Here is a 21,604-nt window from a genome sequence, read left to right on the forward strand (position 1 = left end):
TCGATCAGCTCCTCTGGCTCACGCCACCGTCAGATCATGGGCGGAGGTTCCCTTGACGCCCATCAGCAGGCTGCGCGGCGTGACCACGCCGACCACCTGACCCTTGTCGACGACGGCGATGGCGTCGCGCTCCGACTGCATCGTCAATGTGATGAGCTCGTCGATATCGGCGTCCGGCGTCGTGCGCGCGAGCGAGCCGAGGTCGGAATTCGGCGTCCCCTGCTGGAACTCGGCGACGCTGCGCATGACCGAATGCGCCTTGATCAAATGAAGGCGGGAAATGCCGGCGACGAATTCGGCGACATAGTCATCGGCCGGATTGAGGATAATTTCCTCGGCGGTGCCGGTCTGGATGATGACGCCGTCTTTCATGATGGCGATGCGGTCGCCGATGCGGATCGCCTCGTCGAGATCGTGCGTAATGAAGACGGCGGACTTGCCGAGCGACTTAGTCAGCTGGCGGAACTCATCCTGGAGCTGGCGCCGGATCAAGGGATCGAGCGCGCTGAACGGCTCGTCCATGAGAATAATTTCCGGGTCGGAGGCGAGCGCGCGCGCAAGGCCGACGCGCTGCTGCATGCCGCCCGAAAGCTCGTTCGGATACCGGTTCACCCAATCGGCAAGGCCGACCTTTTCGAGTGCTGCGGTCGCGGTCTTGTTGCGCTCCGGCTTGGCCATGCCCTGGACCTCGAGGCCGAATGCCGTATTTTCGAGAACCGTCCGGTGCGGCAGCAGGGCGACGCTCTGAAACACCATGCCGATGTTCTTGGCGCGCATCTCCCTGAGATCAACCGGCGACAAGGCGGCGAGGTCGCGTCCCTTGACGAGGACCTTGCCGGCGCTCGGCGTGATCAGCTTGTTGAGAAGGCGGATCAGCGTCGATTTTCCGCTGCCCGACAGACCCATGATGCAGAAGATTTCGCCGCGCCGGACCTGGAGGCTCGCCTCGGAGACGCCGACGACGCAGTTGAATTCCTGCAGCACCTCTTTCTTGCCGAGGCCGCGCTCCTTGATCGATCTCATGGCCGCGGCGGATTTGTCCCCGAAGACTTTCCAGAGGGATTGGCAGTCGATCAGGACATCCTTGGCATCGACGTTTACGGTTTTCATGGCGATCCCCTTTTGAGCCAATCGGCGCTGGCTTCTTCTACGTTCAAAGGGCGGCCGCCCGACGGATCGGACGGCCACGAGGCGTTTAGTTCTTCTTGATATTTTCCCAGCGCTTGATCAGGTCGGCATGGGCGCCGATCCAAGCCTGCACGGCCTGGTCCATGGTCTTGCCCTCGTTGACCGTGCCGTTGATGGCGGTGATGTCGGCGAGCGGCACGTAGACGCTGGCCATGACTTCGCGAGCGCGCGGGTTTTCTTCGGAGAAGCCCTTATGGCCGATCCAGTAATAGCTCTGCGGCGGCGGGAAGATGCCCTTCGGGTCCTTGAGATATTTGACCTCGTACTTCTGGACCATCCACGACGGCTCCCAGATCGTGACGGCGATCCACTCCTTGCGGTCGTAGGCGGATTTCAGAGCCGCCGTCATCGCAGCCGTGCTGCCTTCGACGAGCTGGAGCTTGATGCCGTAATCCTTGACCGCATTCGCCGTATCGCGCATCAGGCCGGCGCCCGGCTCGATGCCGATGATCTTGCCGCCGAACTTGTCGGCGTTTTCATTGAGCTGTTCCAGCGAGTCGATCGGCACATATTTGGGAACGGCGACGCCCTGATAGAGGCCGTGCGAAACCGGCGAAATCTTTTCCAGGCGGTTCTTGTTCTTATCCCAATAGTCCTGAGCGACATAGTCCGTCTGCGAGGCGAGAACCTGGATGTCGCCTTTGGCGAGAGCGGCATAGGCGATGCCCCACTCGGAGAACTCGGTCACCTTCACGGTGTAGCCGGCGTCTTCGAGAACCTTCTTGGTGATACCGGTGATGGGCGTCAGGTCCTCCCACGACATCGTACCCATGGTGATCGTCTTTTCTTCCGCGCGAGCGGGAAGGATGCTCACCCCGATCATCGCAGCGGCGCAGAGCGCCTTCCACAAAGCCTTCATTGCTATTTCTCCTGTTTTTCGTTCCCATTCTCATTGAAGTCTGCGAACGGGCAGTCTTCACATTGCGCGGCGACGGATCATCCCTCGCGACCTGCACGCAATTCCTGCAAACGGATCACCGCATTGATGCCCAGCCATGCGAACGGCTCGGGGGGAATCTTCGACGGTTCGGGGTGATCCATGAATTCTTCGAGATGCCGGGAGGTGGTCCCGGTCGCCAGTTCGGCCGCCATCATGCCGGCGAGCGTGCTCTTGACGGTTCCCAGTCCGTTCTCGCAGCACGCGGAGTAAAGTCCTTCTTCGACTTCGCCGAAGGCGGGCACATGGTTCAGGCTGAGGCATATGCGTCCGGCCCAGCTATGCTCGAACGGGATGCCCTTGAGGCCGGGGAAACGTGCGTCCAGCGAGCGCCGATGTTCCTCGGCCATTGCTCGCAGCCGGCGCTCGGTCAACGCTATCGTCGTGTCATAGGTCCATCGCGTCCTGAGCACGATGCGCGACTGACCGCCTGACGTGATCTTGCGAACGGTCGCCCCCATGGCGTCCGCCGGAAGCAGTGCCCATCTGTCGCGGCCGCTGGCCTTGCGTCCGAGGTCTTCCGCCGCGAAGGGGGCCGTCATCGAGGCATAGCCGTAGAAGTGCATCAGACGGCGGCGATAGTACCCGAAGTCGTTGATATGACCGTTGACGCCCACGATCACCTTGGGTGCGGTGACCGTGCCCCGTGGACAAGCCGCCGTCCAGGTTCCGTTCTCGCGCTTCAGTGACGTAACCGGCGAGTGTTCGAAAATGTCGACCTTGCCCGAGAGCCCGGCAGCAATCGCGCGGATATAATCGGCAGGCTGGATCAGCACGGCACCCGGCGTATAGACGCCGCCGAAATAATAGTCCGATCCCGTGATCTCGCGCATTTCGGCGGCGTCGAGGAAGCCGTGCTTCTCGCCGGCCCCCTTCAGTGACTCGCCGAAGCTCCGGTTCAGCTTCATGCCCCGTTTCGTGGCCGCCGCATTGATCTTCCCCGCGGGGTCGAATGTCTCGCGCGGCATGCCGTATTCCTGCGCGGCTTCTGCGGCGAAAGCGATCGCCGAGCGATTTTGCGCCATCTCCAAGCGGGTCGCGTCTACCCCTCCGCTCGAATATTCGCCGCCCGCCAGATTATGCGGGACATCGATCATGAAGCCGGAGTTCCGGCCGGACGTGCCTTTGCCGACCTCGCTTGCATCGAGGACGACGATCTTGTCGTCCGGTCGAAGCTGGAGGAGACGGCGGGCCGCGGAGAGGCCCGCAAAGCCGGCGCCGATGATCAGCCAGTCTGCGGTAACGTTGCCTTCCAGGCTTCGGACCGGGAACGAACGCTTGCTGATCGCCTCCCAGCCCGAGATGCCATTCTCGACCGGCAGACGTTTGACCGGTCTCGTGATCATCGGATCGTCTCGTCCACCGAACGTTCCGAAACGTCGATCCAGATCGTCTTCAGTTCGCAATAGTTGTCATGGGCAAAGATCGACTTGTCGCGACCGCCGAAGCCGGACTCCTTGTAGCCGCCGAACGGGGTCGAGGCGTCCCCTTCGCCGAAGCAGTTGACGGTGACAAGCCCGGCGCGGATGTCCCGCGATACCCTGATCGCGTTCTTCAGGCTTCCGGTATAGACGGAGGCCGTCAGGCCGTAATTCGTGTCATTCGCCAAAGTGACGGCCTCGGCCAGGCTTTGGAAGGTCGTCACCGACAGGATCGGCCCGAAGATCTCCTCCTTGAAGAGACGGCTCGAAGGCGTGACGCCATCCACGACCGTCGGCTCGATGAAGATGTCCTTTTGCGTTTCGCCACCGAAAGCGATGGAGAGTTTTTCGGTCTTCACATCGTCGAGGAAAGACCTGACCTTCTCGTAATGGTTTTTGCTGACCAGCGCACCGATCCGGTTTTCCGGGTCGAGCGGGTCACCAGTCTTCCACTCGCGCAGATAGGCACCGATGCGCTTGAGCAGTTCATCCTTGATGCTGGCATGGACGATGAGACGGGAGCTCGCACTGCAGTTCTCACCCATGTTCCAGAAGGCGCCATTGACCACCTGCTCGGCGACGAGGTCGAGGTCCTCGGCATCTTCAAGCACCACCGCCGGATTCTTGCCGCCGCATTCGAGCACGACCTTCTTGAGGTTGGAGTCGGCCGAATAGTGCAGGAAGCGGCGGCCGGTCGGCGTCGAGCCGGTAAAGGCCACCATATCGACATCCATGTGCAGACCGAGCGGTTCGCCGACCTCCCTGCCGCTGCCGGTGACGACGTTGAAGACGCCGGCCGGGATGCCGGCTTCATGAGCAAGCTCGGCGACGCGCAGCGTCGTAAGCGTCGTTTCCTGAGCCGGTTTCACGATCACCGAGCATCCAGCAGCCAGCGCCGGTGCGATTTTCCAGGCGAGCATCAGCAGCGGGAAGTTCCACGGCAACACGCATGCGACGACGCCGATCGGTTCGCGAACGACCATCGCCAGTGCATTGGGGCCGACGGAATTGGTGTTGTCATAGAGCTTGTCGATCAGCTCGGCGTGCCAGCGGATCGTGTGGATGGTGTCGGGGACATCGACGGTCTGGCATTCGCGGACCGGCTTGCCGCTGTCGAGGCTTTCCATGACCGCGAGTTCGTGACGGTTGCGCTCCAGCAGCTTGGCAAGCTTGAGCAGCGTTTCCTTCCGCTCGCCCGGCGTGCGCTGACGCCAGCGGCCATCGTCGAAGGCCTGTTTGGCCTTGGCGACGGCATGGTCGACGTCGCCGGCATCGCAGGCGGCGATCTCGGCCAGCAGCTCGCCGGTTGCCGGATTGGTCGTCCTGAACGTCTTGCCGGAATTGGCCGGATGGAAGGCGCCATCGATGAAGGCGTTGGCGGGCAGCTGCAGACCGGCGGCGATCGCCTTATATTCGGCTGCGGTCAAAGGTTCATGCATTGTTGGCTCCCGAGGTAATCTGGGCGACCGTGCGCTTCAGCGTGGCGACGACAGTCTGGAGTGTTCGCTTTTCTTCGGCGTTCAGGCCGCGCAGCGGTGCCCTGACCGGGCCGGCCTTGAGGCCGATGATCTCGCAGCCATGCTTGATCGACTGGACGAATTTGCCGCATTCCAGGAAGTCCATCAGCGGCAGCATGGCGGTCATGATCGCCCGACCCTTGTCGAAATTCTTCTCGAGCACGCAGGCCTCGTAGAGGGCGACGTGTTCGCGGGGCAGGAAGTTCGAGCCGGCGCAAACCCAGCTCTTCGCACCCCAGGCGAAGAATTCGAGCGCCTGGTCGTCCCAGCCGCAGGACAGGTTGATATGCGGGAACTTCCGGGCCAGGAGATGCAGATTGGCCATGTCGCCGGAGCTTTCCTTGATCGCTACGACGTTCTTCGACTTACCCACCCGCGAGAAATACTCGTCACCCATCATCACGCCCATGCGGGCGGGATAGTTGTAGAGCATGATCGGCAGATTGGCGGCGCGGTCGATGGTGAGCGCATGGACGGCGTTTTCGCGCTCGGTCGGCAGTGCATAGGGCGGCGAGGAGACGAGGATCGCATCGGCACCGATTTCCCTGGCGGCGGCGGCATATTCCACGGAATCCTCGGTGCGGGTCGCGCCCGTACCGATGATCAGCGGAATCCGCGTGCCGATGACTTCTTTGGCATAGGCCGCCTGGTCGAGGCGCTCCTGGGGGCTCTGGGCGTAGTATTCGCCCGTCGATCCGCCGATAATGATGCCGTGGACCTTGGCTTCCATGAGCGATTCCAGAACGACAGCGAAGGCTTCGCGGTCGATCTGCCCATCCTGCCCATGCGGCGTGATCGCCGGGGTGTAGATACCTTCGAATTTCAAGACGTTTTCTCCATCGATGCGACAGGCCTTTCGACCAGCGCGTCCGCTTTCATTCCTTGCGGCGCGATGAACATCTCCATGTTCTCGCGCGACAGTTCCCAGTGTTCGAAAACGAGGTCGACGACGGCATTCTCGTCGTGAGCGCCGAGAGCCTCGATGAAGCCGTCATGATGGTCGACGGCGATTTGCAGCCGCCGCTTCATGTCCTCGTTCCGCGGCCGGAAGAAGGTGTGGCCGATGCGCGCGTGGTCGATGAGCAGCCGGCCGAGGCTCGGCTGCAGATAGTCGTTGGCCGACATTTCACCGAAGATCTCGTGGAAGCGATTGTTCTCGATGACCATCGCCAAGGGATCCATATCCTGGCTGGCGGTGCGGAAGCGTTCCTGCGTCTGCTTCAGGTCGGCAAGCTGCGTGGGCTTGAAATTCTGCACGGCGAGCCGGCCGATCGCCGCATAGATCATCGGGGCGACGAGGAAGAAATTCCGCAGCGTCGAGTGGTTCATCGGGATGACCCGCGCACCCCTGTTCTCGCGGATATCGACATAGCCCTCGCCGGCCAGGCGACGGAATATGTCCCGCACCGGCGTCCGCGACAGCCCATATCTTTCACTCAGGCTGGCCTCGTCCAGATCAGCGTCCGGGTCCAGCTCCATCGTCAGGATCTGACGCTTCAGGTCGTCGTAGAGATTGCTCTTGGGTGTCTTCGCCATCGTCGATCTCCGGCCTCTTGTTGCTCTACTCCAGGGAAGATGACACGCCTCGTCGGCAGAGTCAATAATTGTGTACTCTACGTACACAATTAGTATTCCAAAAATACACAATAGCAGCGATGGATGCGATTGCGCGCCGAGCTTCCGGCGAAGACCGGGAATCGAATAGGCGAAGAGTGGGATGGCGATCGCACGCGGAAAAACGCGCAGCGTCAGCCATCGCGTTGTTTTCCCTGCGGATTATCGTGAAAGATCTGTTCGAAAATTCTCTGTATCCGGCGTCCGCGCTCTCGGCGGGTCAATGCCGGTCATCAGGCGGTGAGGCCTGGCGCCGGTGAGCCGGCGTGCCGCCATCAGGCAATGGCTGATGGCGGCTGATTTGTCGGGGCGCTGGATGGGCCGCCCGGGATCAGGCGGCCAGAACGCCGCTCTTCTTGGCCGTCCAGGTTGCGATATAGTCCATCAAGCCGGGCGAAAGGCAATCATAGGGCTCGAGGCCGGACGCTTTCAGCTGCGCCCTGACGGCGTCCATCTTGGCGGGGTCGAAGCCGCTTTCGATGATCGACGAGACGAAGGCCGCAAAGGTCGGCTTTGCCCAGCCGCCTTCCTGAAACCGCTCGGGATGAACGAAAGACAATCCCTGGAATGGATGTTCGCGCTCGACCGGGCCGTACATATGCACGCCGCACTGCTTGCAGGCATGGCGCTGGATCAGGGCAGCGGGATCGACGACGGCGAGCTTGTCGCCGTTCTCCAGCACTTCGACGCTTTCGGTCGGCGCAACCGCCACGACCGAAAAGACGGCGCCCTCGGGCTTCCAGCACTTGGTGCAGCCGCAGGCGTGGTTGTGGGCGATGTCCCCCTTGATCCTGACCTTGACCGGATTGCTTGCGCATTTGCACACGAGCGTCCCGCCCGCGAAAGCAGCGTCAGTCGCTCGAAAACCTGAATCCACTGCCGGATGAATGGCTATGCTGGTCATTGCTTCACTCCCTTCCTCCCTGGCCGTTTGCGTTATGCCCGGCCGAGCTCTGCGTTATTTCCGATCTCCCAGCCTCTGCGCGTGCCAGCGCAGATGGTCCTCCATGAATGTCGAAATGAAGAAGTAGGAATGGCCGTAGCCTTCCTGCATGCGAAGCTCGAGCTTGATATCGGCCGCGTCGCAGGCCTGTTTAAGCTCGCCGGGACGCAGCCCATCCTCCAGGAAGCTATCCGCCGTTCCTTGGTCGACGAAGAGTTCCGGGAAGCGATGCCCGTCCTCGATCAGGGAGCAGGCGTCATAGGCCCGCCAAGTCTTTTCGTCGGCTCCGAGATATTTCCGGAACGCCGGCTTCGACCAGCCGGAGACCGAGGGATGGCTGATCGGCGCGAAGGCCGAGCAGCTCCGGAAGCGGTCCGGGTTCTTGAGCGCGATCGTGATCGCGCCATGCCCGCCCATCGAGTGGCCGAAGATGCCCTGGCGATCCATATCGACCGGGAACTCGGCCGCGATCAGCTTCGGCAGTTCGTCGGCGATGTAGCTGTACATGCGATAATTCGCTGCATAGGGCGGCTGCGTGGCGTCGACGTAAAAGCCGGCGCCCTTGCCGAATTGCCAGTTGTCCGCTTCATCGGGAACATGGTCGCCGCGAGGGCTGGTATCCGGGCAGACGATGACGAGACCGAGTTCGGCGGCAAGCCGCCGATACTCGCCCTTGTCCATGACATTGGCATGCGTGCATGTCAGGCCGGACAGATACCACAGCACCGGCAGCTTGCGCTCGGCGGCCTGCGGCGGCACGAATACCGCAAAGGTCATGTCGCAATCGCAGGCCTCGGAGCGCTCGACATAGACGCCCTGAGTGCCGCCGTAGGACTTATCGGTCGAGATCGTCTTCATCGCTTAATACACGACCACGCCGCGGATGCTTTCCCCCTTGTGCATCAGGTCGAAGCCCTTGTTGATGTCTTCGAGCGGCATAGTGTGGGTGATCATCGGATCGATCTGGATCTTGCCCTGCATGTACCAGTCGACGATCTTCGGAACGTCGGTGCGGCCGCGCGCGCCGCCGAAGGCGGTGCCCATCCAGTTGCGGCCGGTGACCAGCTGGAACGGCCGGGTGGAGATCTCCTGGCCGGCGCCGGCAACGCCGATGATGACCGATTTGCCCCAGCCGCGATGCGAAGCTTCCAGCGCCTGGCGCATCACCTTGGTGTTGCCGGTGCAGTCGAAGGTGTAGTCGGCGCCGCCGATCAGGTCGCCGTTGCGCTTGGTCATGTTGACCAGATAAGGAACGATGTCGTCGCCGACGTCCTTCGGATTGACGAAATGCGTCATGCCGAACTTCTCGCCCCAGGCCTTGCGGTCCGGGTTGATATCGACACCGATGATCATGTCGGCGCCGGCAAGGCGCAGGCCCTGGATGACGTTCAGGCCGATGCCGCCGAGCCCGAAGACGATCGCGGTGGCGCCGATCTCGACCTTGGCCGTGTTGATGACGGCGCCGATGCCTGTCGTGACGCCGCAGCCGATGTAGCAGACCTTGTCGAAGGGCGCGTCGGGGTTGATCTTGGCAAGCGCGATCTCCGGCAGCACCGTGTAATTGGCGAAGGTCGAGCAGCCCATATAGTGATGGATCTTGTCCTTGCCGATCGAGAAGCGCGAGGTACCATCGGGCATCACGCCCTGCCCCTGGGTTGATCGAATCGAGGTGCAGAGATTGGTTTTGCGCGATGTGCAGGAATAGCACTCGCGGCATTCGGGTGTGTAAAGCGGAATGACGTGGTCGCCCTTCTTGACCGAAGTGACGCCCGGGCCGACGTCGACGACGATGCCGGCGCCCTCGTGGCCGAGAATGGCCGGGAAGAGGCCTTCCGGGTCGGCGCCCGACAGCGTGAAATCGTCGGTGTGGCAAATGCCCGTCGCCTTGACCTCGATCAGCACTTCGCCGGCCTTCGGGCCGTCGAGCTGCACGGTCATCACTTCGAGCGGTTTTCCTGCCTGAACGGCAACGGCGGCGCGAACGTCCATTTGATAATCCCTCCTATTAAACTGAATTCAGTGGCTGCGTATGCGGATAAACGATCTGGTTCGGCCTCGCCCCGGTCATCCCGGCTCGACCTGGCACCAGACCGCCAGAAGCGGCTGGGCCGTGCATCTTATCGCGAAGGATTGCCCGGCATCGTTTGCAAAGACTGTGCCGGTAGCGGCAGAAAACCATTGGGAATCGCCAAGGCAGATTTCACCCGGCGAAAGCAGGATGAAGGCGCGCGGCTGCGTCTGAACGTGATCGGGGAACCGGGTGTAGCGATCCATATAGATGACGCCGACCCTGAGATCGGCGCGCTCCTCCATGCCGCCGGGGCCAACCACGACCGCATGGGAATGCGTATTGCCGAAATTCAGGCTTGCGAACGGGCCGGAGCGGCCGCGTCTCCAGAGCAGCTTGTCGGCGAGACTCTGGAACTGGCCGGCGATCGCCTCATATTTCCGTCCCGACTTTGCAAGATGGCGGACGGCTTCGTCGAGCCCCTCGGGCGCGCCGGGAAGAGTCCCGCCCTCCGGACGCACCTTTCCTGTTTTCAGCAGCCTCTGGAGGACCTTGCCCGCAACGAAACTGGCCACAGCTGGAGCTTCCGCCGACAGCATCAGGCCGCCGACGTCGTTCAGGAATTCCTGCAGCGGCCCGGGCCGCCTTTCCCTGCCGATGTCGTGCAGCCGAATGTATGCCGGCTTCTCGTCATCGTTCAGAAGAAGGTCTGCACCAGGTTTGATTGGACGTCCCACCGCGCGCGCCACGTTCGGTCTCCCCGCTCAGAGCGCCTTTTCGAGTTCGGGCAGGACGTCGAAGAGATCGGCGACGAGGCCGTAGTCGGCGACCTGGAAGATCGGCGCCTCCTCGTCCTTGTTGATGGCGACGATCACCTTCGAATCCTTCATGCCGGCCAGATGCTGGATGGCGCCTGATATGCCGCAGGCGATATAAAGCTGCGGCGCCACCACCTTGCCGGTCTGGCCGACCTGCCAGTCGTTCGGGGCATAACCGGCATCGACGGCCGCACGGCTTGCGCCGACGGCAGCACCCAGCTTGTCGGCAACCGGCAGGATGACTTCCCTGAACTTCTCGGCAGAGCCGAGGGCGCGGCCGCCCGAGATGATGACCTTCGCCGAGGTCAGTTCCGGACGGTCGGAGGCCGACAGCGCATCGGAGACGAACCGCGACAGGCCCGGATCCGAGATCGCCGGGATCGCCTCGACGGCGGCCGAACCGTTTGCCGGCGCAGAGGCGAAGGAGGCGGTGCGCACGGTGATCACCTTCCTGGCATCGCTGGCCTGCACCGTCTGGATGGCATTGCCGGCATAGATCGGACGCTTGAAGGTGTCAGATGACACCACCTCGATGATCTCGGAGAGCTGGGCGACGTCGAGAAGGGCTGCCACCCGCGGCAGCACGTTCTTGCCGACCGAGGTCGCAGCCGAGATGATCGTGTCATAGGAACCGGCGAGCGAGACGATCAGATCGGAAAGCGGTTCGGCGAGATTGTTGGCAAGCTCGTCGCTTTCGGCAAGCAGCACCTTGGTCACACCGGAAAGCTTGGCCGCCGCATCGGCCGCCGCCTGCGCAGCCTTGCCGGCGACCAGCACATGAATATCGCCGCCGATCTGCGAGGCGGCCGTCAGCGCCTTGGCGGTCTGGTCGGAGAGGCTGGCATTGTCGTGGTCGGCCAGAAGAAGAATGGTCATGATATTTACTCCTGTTCCGCCTGATTAGAGCACGCCGGCTTCGTTCTTCAGCTTGTCGACCAGCTCAGTGACCGACTTGACCTTGACGCCGGCCTTGCGGCCACTCGGCTCCTCGGTCTTCAGCACCTTCAGCCGCGGCGTCGTATCGACGCCGAAGTCGGCTGGGCTCTTCTTGTCGAGCGGCTTCTTCTTCGCCTTCATGATGTTTGGTAGCGAGGCATAGCGCGGCTCATTGAGCCTGAGATCGGTGGTCACCACCGCCGGCAGCTTGATCTCGATCGTCTGCAGGCCGCCATCGACCTCGCGGGTCACCGTCGCCTTGCCCCCAGGGACAGCAGCTTCGATCTCGATCTTCGAGGCGAAGGTGGCCTGGGCCGTGCCCAACAGGGCTGCGAGCATCTGGCCGGTCTGGTTGGAATCGTCATCGATCGCCTGCTTGCCGACGATGATCAGGCCCGGCTGTTCGGCGTCCGCCACACCCTTGAGGATCTTGGCGACGGCCAGCGGCTCGACCGCATCGTCGGTCTCGACGAGGATCGCCCGGTCGGCACCCATGGCCAGCGCCGTCCGCAGCGTCTCCTCGGCCTTGGCCGGACCAATCGAAACGACGACGACTTCCTCGGCCTTGCCGGCTTCCTTCAGCCGCAGCGCCTCTTCCACCGAGATCTCGTCGAACGGGTTCATCGACATCTTCACATTGGCAAGTTCCACACCCGTGCCGTCCGGACGAACCCGGATCTTCACGTTGTAGTCGACAACCCTCTTGACGGGCACGAGAATCTTCATTTGCGAACCTCTTTATATCTTCAATGGCGGCCGCCAGTGCGGCCGTTCGGCGAGCAGTGCCCAGAAGGCGAAGAGCGGCGTATCGACCGATCTCATGGCATGTTTGATTCCGGGGATATTGTAGAACGATCCGCCGATCCCAGGCGAAAACCAGTCCCCCTCCCCCTGTCGAAACTCTCCCTCGGAAAGCACAAGATAGACTTCCTCCGGCGCATGATCATGATCGGGATAGCGCACGTGAGGCGCCATCAACGTCACGCCGAGCCACAGGTCGTTTCGCTCCTCCAATCCGCCCGGGCCGATGATCAAGGCATTGGCATGCCCATCGACGAAATTGTCGCTGGCCGTGTGGTCATACTTGGTGCGCCGATGCCATTCAAGCATTGGCTCTATGCCCCTGAAGCCCTCGATCAATCGCGCTAGCGAAGCATAGGACGTATCGATCGAGAGCGCCATATCGAGCTGAGCACAGACGGGCAACCGGCTTCCTTTTCCTGTCCGCGCGATCCCCGGACGCTCCAGCGCCGCAAAGATCTGACCGATCGAGCGGCGGGCTTCCGGAGCTTTCGCCAACTGATCGAAAGCCACATTCGCCGCCTCCAGGAAATGCTGGAGGCTTTCATTGCGTAAACTCATCTCACCCCCTCCCGAGACGATGGCCGGCGATCCGGCTGCTGCCGCGATCATAGATCCTTTGCGATGCGCAGCGCGTCATAGATGGCGGCATGCGTATTGCGCGCAGCGACAGCATCGCCGATGCGGAACAGCTGGAACCGCCCCTCGGGATTGCGAACGACGGACTGAGGTTTTCCCGAAAGGAGCTCGTCGTGCGAGAGCTCGCCGAGATTGCTGGAACTGGGCTTCAGCTCGAAATAAAGCTCGTCGAGCGGGATTGTCCCGTGGTTGACGACGATCTGGTCGTAGCTCTGCTCCCGGGCAATTCCGCCGTAATCGCTGCCGACATGGGCGACGAGCTGGTTGCCGCTCTTTTCGACCGCCTCCAGGCGATAGGTGACGGTAAAGGTCACGTCATGCTTCTGGAGAGAGCGCATATAGGGCACCAGGTTCATGGCCATCACCTCAGGCGCGAAGGAGCGGTCCGGGGTCATGATCTCGACCTTGGCCCCCGCCTTGGCGAGGAATTCGGCCGCCTGAAGACCGGCATGGTCGCCGGCATCGTCGAAAACAAGCACGTTCGAACCCGGCTTCACGTCGCCGGAGATGATGTCCCATGAGGAGACCACCAGCTCGTTGCCGCGCGAAAGAATCTCCGTGTGCGGCAAGCCGCCGGTCGCGATGATGACGACATCGGGCTTCTCGGCCTCGATCGTGTCGGCTTCCGCCCAGGTGTTGAAGTGGAAGGTGACGCCGTACTTCTCGCACTGGCTCATGCGCCAGTCGATGATGCTGATCATTTCCCTGCGACGCTCGCTCTGGGCGGTGAGCCGGATCTGGCCGCCGGGATTGTTGGCCGCTTCGAAGACGACGACCTCGTGGCCGCGTTCCCCGGCGACGCGCGCCGCCTCCAGGCCGGCCGGGCCCGCACCGACGATGACGACCTTTTTCCTGGCGTCGGCCTTATCAAGCACATGCGGCATGGTCAGTTCGCGGCCGGTGGCGGCATTGTGGATGCAATAGGCCGCGCCGCCCTGGTAGATGCGGTCGAGGCAGTAATTGGCGCCGACGCAAGGACGGATATCCTCCTCCCGCTTCTCGATGATCTTGCGGACGAGATGCGGGTCGGTCATGTGGGCGCGGGTCATGCCGACCATATCGACCTTGCCGGCCGCGATCGCGTGGCGCGCGGTGGCGACGTCGGGAATTTTCGCCGCATGGAAGGTCGGGAAATTGGTCGCGGCGCGGATTTCACCGGCAAAGTCCAGGTGCGGGGAATTTGCCATGCCCTGGATCGGAATGACGTCGGTCAGGCCCGCATCGGTGTCGATGTGGCCGCGAATGACGTTCAGATAGTCGATGAGGCCGCTGTCGCGCAGCCGCTTCGATATTTCTATGCCTTCCGCCTGCCCGTTGCCGCCGGGCAGGCATTCGTCCGCCGTGTAGCGCACGCCGAGAATGAATTCATTCCCCACCCTCTCGCGGATCGCCTTGAACACGTCGAAACAGAAGCGCAGGCGGTTTTCGAGCGACCCGCCATAGGGACCGTCGAGTTCGTTCGTGAGCGGAGACGCGAACTGGTCGATCAGGTGGCCGTAGGCCTCCAGTTCGATACCGTCCATGCCGCCCGCCTTCATGCGCTCGGCCGCATCGGCGAAATCCTTGATGATACGCTCGATGTCCCAGTCTTCCAGCTTCTTCGGGAAGGCGCGATGCGAGGCTTCGCGATGGTGCGACGGGGCGACGACGGGCAGCCAGTCGCCCTTGTCCCAGCGGGTGCGCCGGCCGAGATGGGTGAGCTGGATCATGATCGCCGCTCCCTCTTCGTGCACGGCGTCGGTCATTTCCCTGATCCAGGGCACGATCTCGTCTTTGTAGGCGAGAAGGTTGTTGAAGACCGGGGGGCTGTCCCTAGAAACCGCGGCGGAACCCGCCGTCATCGTCAAGGCCACCCCGCCCTTTGCCCGCTCCACCGTATAGGCGCGATATTTCTCCTTCGGCATGCCATCCTCGGGATAAGCCGGCTCGTGGGAGGTCACGATGATACGGTTACGCAGCGTCAGATGCTTGAGCTGGTAGGGCTGGAGAAGGGGATCATTCGACATGGGCCGTGGTTCCGGATTAAAAACGACGAAGCAGACGCTAAGGGTAATGTACATACGTGTCAACGAAGAAAACATGGAAGTCATTTATTCTGACACATATGTACATTTTTCTTGTGCGCCTCTCGATTATTTGATAGGAGATAGCCTATGGACCAGTCTTTTAACGACACCGGTTGGCGTGGATCGCAGGAGGGATGGCTGGAAGCAGCCTACCAGTCACTGCTGGAATCCGGCGTGGATTCGGTAAAAATTCTGCCGCTCGCAAAAAAGCTCAATCTCTCGCGAACGAGCTTCTACTGGTTCTTCAAGGATCGGGAGGAACTCTTGAGCGCACTGGTGGCCCGGTGGCGGGAGAAAAACACCGGCAATATCGTCAAACAGTCCGAAGCCTATGCGGAATCGTTGGCCGAGGCGATGCTCAATGTCTTCGATTGCTGGCTGAACACCGATCTTTTCGACGCCAAATTCGAATTTTCCGTGCGAAGCTGGGCGCTGCAGTCTGGCGAACTTCTCGCAGAAGTCCAACAGGCGGATCAAATTCGCATGGAGGCGCTCAAGCGCATGTTCATGCGCTTCGGTCTACCAGAAACGACATCAGATGTCAGAGCCCGAACAACTTACCTCGTACAGATCGGTTATATTTCCATGCAGTCGAGGGAGGATATCGCCGTCCGCATGAAACGGATTCCGGAATATATCGCGATCTACACGGGTGAAGTGCCGCAGCAGAGGGAGCTCGACCGCTTCTTCGCCCGGCATGGCTATAGGCCGGATTAGGAAACCCGAGATGAGCGCTCCTTTGAGAATTGGCATGATCGGTGGCAGCGGCTGGCTTGGCGGGGCAATCGCCGGGTCGATCCTCGATGCCGGCCTGGTCGATTCTCAAAATCTCTCCCTTTCCTATCGCGGGGAGCCGCCGTCCCGTTTCCCGAACGCCTTCTGGACCGCCGACAATCAGGAGCTGGCCGACCGTTCGGACGTGATCCTCCTCTGCGTCCGCCCTGACGACTGGCATCCCCTTGCGGTCGATGCCGGCGGCAAGCTCGTCATCTCGGTCATGGCCGGCATCCGCCTTGCTGCCCTTGCCGAACGCCACAAGACCGGCCGCGTCGTCCGCGCCTTGCCGAACGCCGCCGCAGAAGTGGCAAAATCCTATACGCCCTGGATCGCAGCACGCGACGTCACGCAAGATGATCGCGCTGTCATTCGGGCCATTTTCGAAGCCTGCGGAACGCAGGACGAGGTCGCAAGGGAAAGCGATATCGATTACCTCACGGGCCTTTCCGGCTCGGGGCCGGCATTCCCGGCCCTGCTTGCCGCTGCCATGATGCGCGACGCCGTCGCCCGCGGGCTGCCGGCGGAGGTTGCGCGCCGCGCCGTCAACACGGTGATATCGGGCGCCGGCCGCCTGCTCGAACGCCATGACGAATCTCCCGGCGACGTCGTTCAAACCTTTCTCGGCTACCGCGGCACCACCGCGGCGGCCATCGAAGGCATGCGCGCTGCCGGGTTCGACGCTTCGGTCGCCGACGGACTGTCGGCGGCCTTCAAGAAATCGGTGAGTATGGGAGAAGCCTCCTGACGACCGTTGGAGCGGGTTCTGCGGCGCCCCGTTCGACAAGACAAGCCGCTAAGCAGAGGGAACGAGAATGAAGAAACTACTCGCATCGACGTGTCTGATGTTCGGCCTGATCGGCGGGGCGTCTTTCGCCAGCGCCGCCGAATGCGGCAGCGTCACCATCGCCAGCATGAACTGGCAGAGCGCCGAAGTTCTGTCCAACCTGGACAAGTTCATCCTGAACGAAGGTTATGGCTGCAGCGCCGATATCACCGTTGGCGATACCGTCCCGACCATCACCTCCATGGCCGAAAAGGGCCAGCCGGATATCGCGCCTGAAGCCTGGATCGACCTGCTGCCCGACGTCGTCAAGAAGGGCACGGACGAAGGCCGCATCGTTCAGGTCGGCTCGCCGCTGCCGGACGGCGGCGTGCAGGGCTGGTGGATTCCGAAGTATCTCGCCGACGCCCATCCCGATATCAAGACGATCGGCGATGCGCTGAAGCATCCGGAACTCTTCCCCGATCCCGAGGATCCGAAAAAGGGCGCCGTCGTGAACGGCCCGCAGGGCTGGGGCGGCACCGTCGTCACCTCGCAGCTCTACAAGGCCTTCGCCGCCGATAAGGCCGGCTTCACCCTGGTGGACACCGGTTCGGCTGCCGGCCTCGACGGCTCGATCGCCAAGGCTTACGAACGCAAGGAAGGCTGGGTCGGCTACTACTGGGCGCCGACGGCGCTGCTCGGCAAGTATCAGATGGTCAAGCTCGAAGCCGGCGTGCCGGAAGATGCAGCCGAGTGGAAGCGTTGCATCACGGTTGCCGATTGCGCCGATCCCAAGGCCGCTGCATGGCCGGTCGATCACGTCGTCACCCTCGTTGCCAAGCCTTTCTCTGAAAAGGTCGGCCCCGAGGTCATGGACTACCTGAAGAAGCGCTCCTGGAGCAACGACACGGTCAACAAGCTGATGGCCTGGATGACCGACAACCAGGCGACCGGCGAAGACGGCGCCAAGCACTTCCTTGAAGAAAACAAGGACATCTGGACCAAGTGGGTCTCGCCTGAGGCAGCCAAGAAGATCGAAGCTGCGCTTTAATATTGACTATCGCGGTGCGCGAAAGCGCACCGCTTCTCGCCGCCGATAAAATCAAAAAGACTGCCACGGCTCTTTGAAGAAAAGGGGAACCGAATGGAATGGTTTTATAAATTCCCGCATATGAACGACGACGCGCTTCGCAATCTGAAGAAGGCGATCGATGATGGTTTTCGCGCCTTTACCCGCGCCTATGGCGACGGGATCGAAAACCTCTTCATCCCGCTTCAGCATTTCCTCATCGCGGCCGAACGTTTCATGACGCAGACGCCGTGGCCGATCATCACCTTGATCATCCTCGCCACCGCCTGGTTTGCGAGCCGCAGCCTGAAGATCGTCTTCGGCTGTCTCGTGACGCTCCTCCTGATCGGCTATTTCGACATGTGGGACGATACGATGCGGACGGTCTCGATGATCTTCGTCTGCACGGTTCTGTCCATCGCCATCGGCATTCCGATCGGCATCCTGATGGCGCGTTCCGACCGGCTGCAGCGCGTCGTCAATCCGATCCTCGACGTCATGCAGACGATGCCGAGCTTCGTCTACCTCATCCCGGTCGTCATGCTCTTGGGCATCGGCAAGGTGCCCGGTCTGATCGCCGTCGTCATCTACGCCATCCCGCCGATGATCCGCCTCACCGATCTCGGCATCCGGCTCGTCGACAAGGACGTTCTGGAAGCGGCCGACGCCTTCGGCACGTCGCGCTCGCAGAAGCTCTTCAAGGTGCAGCTGCCGCTCGCACTGCCCACCATCATGGCCGGCATCAACCAGACGATCATGATGGCGCTCGCCATGGTGGTCATTGCTTCGATGATCGGCGTGCAAGGGTTGGGCCAGCCGGTGTTGAAGGCGATTGCCAACCAGTACTTCACGCTGGGCATCTTCAACGGCCTTGCCATCGTCGGCATCGCCATCATCTTCGACCGGGTCAGCCAGGCTTATGGCAAAAGGCTCCAGAAGCATCGGGAGACCGTCCATGGCTGAGCATCATTTCGGCGGCATCAAGATCCGCAATCTCTACAAGATCTTCGGTCCCACCCCCTCCGCCTTTGTCGAGGCGGTTCAGAAGGGCCTCACCAAGACCGAACTCAACGCAAAGCACGGCCATGTGCTCGGGCTCAGGGATATCAATGTCGAGATCCCCTCCGGCCGCATCCAGGTCATCATGGGCCTGTCGGGATCGGGCAAGTCGACGCTCATCCGCCACATCAATCGCCTGATCGATCCGACATCGGGCGAAGTGCTGGTCGACGGCGTCGATGTCGTGAAGATGAACGAGGCCGAATTGCGGACGTTTCGCCGGCAGCAGACGGCGATGGTGTTCCAGAAGTTCGCGCTTCTCCCGCACCGCAACGTCCTCGACAACACCATCTTCGGTCTCGAAGTGCAGGGCATGGAGCGAGCGAAAGCCGTCGACGTCGCCATGCGCTGGATCGAGCGGGTCGGACTCAAAGGCTTCGAGCAGAAATATCCGAACCAGCTTTCCGGCGGCATGCAGCAGCGCGTCGGCCTGGCGCGGGCTCTCTCCAACGACGCGCCGGTGCTGCTGATGGACGAGGCCTATTCGGCCCTCGATCCCTTGATCCGCACCGACATGCAGACGGTGCTGCTCGACATCCAGAAAGAGATCAAGAAGACGATCGTCTTCATCACCCACGATCTCGACGAGGCGCTGCGCCTCGGTGACCAGATCGCCATCCTGCGCGACGGCGAAGTCATCCAGCAGGGCACCAGCCAGGACATCGTGCTGCGCCCGGCCGACGATTACATCGCCAACTTCGTCAAGGAGGTCAATCGCGGCCGGGTCATCCATGTCGAAGCCGTCATGACGCCGCTGCACGCCGGCGCGGCACCGGTTGGACTGGCGATTGCGGCGGGAACGACCGTCGAAGAGGCAGTCCGGATGCTGGCATCCGCGCCGGAAGGCAATGCCAAGGTGGTCTCCCCTTCAGGGGAAACGCTGGGTCTCGTCACCATCCGTCAGCTCGCGAGCGCGATGGTGAACTCGAAAGAGATGGCAGCTCAGCACGATAGCCCCCTTTCGGTCGCGCTCTGAAGCAACAGCGGGCGCGAGGCGGAATGCCACGCGGCTTACGATGCCCGCACTGCGTCTTTTCGGACGCGCTGCGGGCATTGCAGTTTTGAATGCGGCGCCATAAGTGGACTCTTCCTTCGTCTTGAATCGGTCACCCAAGATCTCCTCCCGCGGAGGTTGGCCGCCCGGACCAACGGCTTCATGACAGTACCTCAATGTACAATTTGCGCAGATTGAGTCCGGTCTGCGTCACGAAAGACAGAGACGCGGATAATATCGCGGTACGACAATTGCTCTGTGGCCCGGGAACAATAATATGACTTTCGACCAGGGCCATGATGGTCTGCGGTCCCGAAGCAAAGCCCTTCCATCGATCACCCCAACGGGATGGATGGGACTACATCCATACGCACTTCATCCCGTGCGTATGCTTGCCTGTCTGCCTGCCGGAGGCCCTCTCAGCGGTCCACTAGAACCTTCGGCAGGCAACCGCTCTGCGCCGATACCGCGCTTGAGCCTCCCCCGGTGAACAGAGAGAAATATCTTTGCTTGATCGCGATCGTCTCATCCCGAGACCGTGTCGAAATCGGCAGCCCGATCTTCGCTAATCGCCTCGACCTCGGTCAATTCCTGCCGTCCCGCCGGGAGAAAATCCCGCCGGAAAGGGACCATCGGCAGAGCGTTTAACGGGGCGGTTTTCTTGATGACAATTCCGCCTCAGCCTGATTCAACTTTTCCGTGATGCCGGCATTCGGCAGCACGCGCGAGGGGACAGCGGCTTTGCGATCACGGCTGGGGAAAATCAAAGACCTTAGGCGCGATGAGCGATTTTGAGTGATCGCGGCGTTCTGGCGTCAAAATCCACCAACTCAACCATGACCTGCTGCACTTCAGGCTCCGATCGGCTAATATCCCGTGTGCCTTCGTCGACTGCACGCCCTCTGCCGGGCGCTGGGCCAACGGAGAACAACGAGCGGGGGGAAAGCACGACGCAAAAAGAGGGACGTACATCAAAAAATTCGGCCTAAACGCCGAGCCTATATCTGCAGGCGGTCGAGAGGGGTCGACACGCGCATTCAACAATGGGAGCAGCATGTCAGAAAATAACGCCCCGCAATTCTCGTTTCGATTTCGCGGTTCGTCGTTCGACGATATGGTCGAAACCCTCGGCGGTGCTTTTGGCGCATTTGATGCCGCACCTGTCGGCCGTGCCGAGAGCTTCCGTTGGGGGCTGGATTTTTCCGCAAGCAACAGCGCGGTCATGCTCACCGGCTATCACGAGGCGGAGTTTCAATTCAATATCGAGCCGACCGTTGATACGGCGGAGTATTTGTCGCTTGTGGTGCCGCGCAGCGGCGGCATGGCAGTGACCTATGGCGACCGTATCGCCGAGGCCGGTCAAGGGAAATTGCTTCTTTATAACAATTTCGAGCCGGACAGCGTCATCATGCACGGGCAATCGAACGTCATCGACGAATTGCTGATCAATTGGTCCGTCATCCTCCAGACCGTCGGTCAAACGTTCGAAATACCGTTCAGCGGATCTCTCGACCTCTTGCCCGAACTGGATCTGTCGACGCCGATCGGCCAGACGATCGGCAATCTGACGGAAACGATCATGTCGGGCATGCGTGACGACGGCCCGCTTCTGCAATCGCCGCTCGCCATGGCCCATATGACGCAGGCGCTGGCCGATCTGGTGGTGCGCCTGCTGCCTCACCGGCTATCGCACTTCCTGGAAAAAGGGCCCGCCCTGATCGCGCCCCGGCACGTCCGCAAGGCGATCGAATTCATGCACGCCAACATCGATCAGCCGATTACCATGGCGAAGGTCGCGGAGGCGGCCGGCGTATCCAGCCGGGCGCTCGAAACCGGCTTTCGCGCCTTCCGGGGAACGTCTCCGGCCGTCTATCTGCTGACGCTTCGCCTGCGCGCGGCGCGCCAGGACCTGCTTGATCCCGAGAACAGGGAGACCATGAAAGCGATCTGCCTCAAATGGGGCTTCTTTCATTTCGGCCGGTTTTCCGCAGTCTATAAAACGACATATGGAGAAAATCCTTCCGACACCAGGAAGCGCATGGGCCGTCCATGAC

The 21,604-nt window shown here is 61.6% G+C and carries 20 protein-coding genes; 6 read left to right on the forward strand and 14 right to left on the reverse strand.

Features of this window, described 5'->3' with window-relative positions:
- Window positions 1-18: 18 nt before the first annotated feature.
- From NE852_RS29630 to NE852_RS29695, 14 genes are all read right to left on the reverse strand, one after another.
- On the reverse strand, window positions 19-1,110 hold the full coding sequence (locus NE852_RS29630) for a glycine betaine/L-proline ABC transporter ATP-binding protein (protein ID WP_008532183.1): 1,092 nt from the start codon (window positions 1,108-1,110) through the stop codon (window positions 19-21).
- 85 nt (window positions 1,111-1,195) lie between these two features.
- Window positions 1,196-2,047 carry a glycine betaine ABC transporter substrate-binding protein gene (locus NE852_RS29635; protein WP_008532181.1) on the reverse strand — a complete coding sequence of 284 codons (852 nt, stop codon included), beginning with the start codon at window positions 2,045-2,047 and terminating at the stop codon, window positions 1,196-1,198.
- Window positions 2,048-2,124: 77 nt separating this feature from the next.
- On the reverse strand, window positions 2,125-3,471 hold the full coding sequence (locus tag NE852_RS29640; protein ID WP_008532179.1) for an FAD-binding oxidoreductase: 1,347 nt from the start codon (window positions 3,469-3,471) through the stop codon (window positions 2,125-2,127).
- Complete coding sequence (locus NE852_RS29645; RefSeq protein WP_008532177.1) at window positions 3,468-4,985, reverse strand: aldehyde dehydrogenase; 1,518 nt, start codon at window positions 4,983-4,985, stop codon at window positions 3,468-3,470. Before NE852_RS29645 ends, NE852_RS29640 begins: the two co-directional genes overlap by 4 nt.
- The gene (locus NE852_RS29650; protein WP_008532176.1) at window positions 4,978-5,889 is read right to left on the reverse strand and encodes a dihydrodipicolinate synthase family protein; all 912 of its coding nucleotides are present in this window, start codon (window positions 5,887-5,889) and stop codon (window positions 4,978-4,980) included. The genes NE852_RS29645 and NE852_RS29650 overlap by 8 nt, the downstream gene beginning before the upstream one ends.
- Window positions 5,886-6,599, reverse strand: a complete 714-nt coding sequence (locus NE852_RS29655; protein ID WP_008532175.1) for a GntR family transcriptional regulator — start codon at window positions 6,597-6,599, stop codon at window positions 5,886-5,888. The genes NE852_RS29650 and NE852_RS29655 overlap by 4 nt, the downstream gene beginning before the upstream one ends.
- 409 nt (window positions 6,600-7,008) lie before the next feature.
- Window positions 7,009-7,581 (reverse strand): S-(hydroxymethyl)glutathione synthase, encoded by a 573-nt coding sequence (gfa, locus tag NE852_RS29660; RefSeq protein WP_258157168.1) that lies wholly within the window; start codon window positions 7,579-7,581, stop codon window positions 7,009-7,011.
- Between the two features lie 54 nt (window positions 7,582-7,635).
- Window positions 7,636-8,478 carry an S-formylglutathione hydrolase gene (gene fghA, locus NE852_RS29665; RefSeq protein WP_008532172.1) on the reverse strand — a complete coding sequence of 281 codons (843 nt, stop codon included), beginning with the start codon at window positions 8,476-8,478 and terminating at the stop codon, window positions 7,636-7,638.
- A gap of 3 nt (window positions 8,479-8,481) precedes the next feature.
- Window positions 8,482-9,609 (reverse strand): S-(hydroxymethyl)glutathione dehydrogenase/class III alcohol dehydrogenase, encoded by a 1,128-nt coding sequence (locus tag NE852_RS29670; RefSeq protein ID WP_008532170.1) that lies wholly within the window; start codon window positions 9,607-9,609, stop codon window positions 8,482-8,484.
- 75 nt (window positions 9,610-9,684) lie between these two features.
- Window positions 9,685-10,377, reverse strand: a complete 693-nt coding sequence (locus tag NE852_RS29675) for a dimethylsulfonioproprionate lyase family protein (RefSeq protein WP_008532168.1) — start codon at window positions 10,375-10,377, stop codon at window positions 9,685-9,687.
- Window positions 10,378-10,392: 15 nt separating this feature from the next.
- Window positions 10,393-11,322, reverse strand: a complete 930-nt coding sequence (locus tag NE852_RS29680; RefSeq protein ID WP_258157169.1) for an electron transfer flavoprotein subunit alpha/FixB family protein — start codon at window positions 11,320-11,322, stop codon at window positions 10,393-10,395.
- Window positions 11,323-11,346: 24 nt separating this feature from the next.
- Window positions 11,347-12,108, reverse strand: a complete 762-nt coding sequence (locus NE852_RS29685) for an electron transfer flavoprotein subunit beta/FixA family protein (protein ID WP_258157170.1) — start codon at window positions 12,106-12,108, stop codon at window positions 11,347-11,349.
- 12 nt (window positions 12,109-12,120) lie between these two features.
- Window positions 12,121-12,744, reverse strand: a complete 624-nt coding sequence (locus tag NE852_RS29690; RefSeq protein WP_037173785.1) for a dimethylsulfoniopropionate lyase — start codon at window positions 12,742-12,744, stop codon at window positions 12,121-12,123.
- Between the two features lie 47 nt (window positions 12,745-12,791).
- Window positions 12,792-14,828 carry an NADH:flavin oxidoreductase gene (locus NE852_RS29695; protein WP_008532161.1) on the reverse strand — a complete coding sequence of 679 codons (2,037 nt, stop codon included), beginning with the start codon at window positions 14,826-14,828 and terminating at the stop codon, window positions 12,792-12,794.
- 147 nt (window positions 14,829-14,975) lie between these two features.
- Here NE852_RS29695 and NE852_RS29700 point away from each other — a divergent pair, with 147 nt between their 5' ends.
- From NE852_RS29700 to NE852_RS29725, 6 genes are all read left to right on the forward strand, one after another.
- Window positions 14,976-15,605, forward strand: coding sequence for a TetR/AcrR family transcriptional regulator (locus NE852_RS29700; RefSeq protein ID WP_008532160.1), 630 nt, complete (start codon window positions 14,976-14,978; stop codon window positions 15,603-15,605).
- A gap of 10 nt (window positions 15,606-15,615) precedes the next feature.
- Complete coding sequence (locus tag NE852_RS29705) at window positions 15,616-16,410, forward strand: pyrroline-5-carboxylate reductase (protein WP_037173782.1); 795 nt, start codon at window positions 15,616-15,618, stop codon at window positions 16,408-16,410.
- A gap of 67 nt (window positions 16,411-16,477) precedes the next feature.
- Window positions 16,478-17,479: an ABC transporter substrate-binding protein gene (locus tag NE852_RS29710; RefSeq protein ID WP_008532157.1), complete on the forward strand. Its 1,002-nt coding sequence runs from the start codon at window positions 16,478-16,480 to the stop codon at window positions 17,477-17,479.
- A gap of 93 nt (window positions 17,480-17,572) precedes the next feature.
- Entirely contained in the window at window positions 17,573-18,460 is an 888-nt protein-coding gene (locus NE852_RS29715) for a proline/glycine betaine ABC transporter permease (RefSeq protein WP_008532155.1), read from the forward strand.
- A complete protein-coding gene (locus tag NE852_RS29720) occupies window positions 18,453-19,532 on the forward strand; it encodes a glycine betaine/L-proline ABC transporter ATP-binding protein (RefSeq protein WP_258157171.1) in 1,080 nt (359 codons plus the stop codon). The genes NE852_RS29715 and NE852_RS29720 overlap by 8 nt, the downstream gene beginning before the upstream one ends.
- Window positions 19,533-20,604: 1,072 nt before the next feature.
- Window positions 20,605-21,603, forward strand: a complete 999-nt coding sequence (locus tag NE852_RS29725; RefSeq protein ID WP_008532151.1) for an AraC family transcriptional regulator — start codon at window positions 20,605-20,607, stop codon at window positions 21,601-21,603.
- Window position 21,604: the final 1 nt, after the last annotated feature.

This window comes from Rhizobium sp. Pop5 (assembly GCF_024721175.1).
In the GTDB taxonomy this organism is placed as follows: domain Bacteria; phylum Pseudomonadota; class Alphaproteobacteria; order Rhizobiales; family Rhizobiaceae; genus Rhizobium.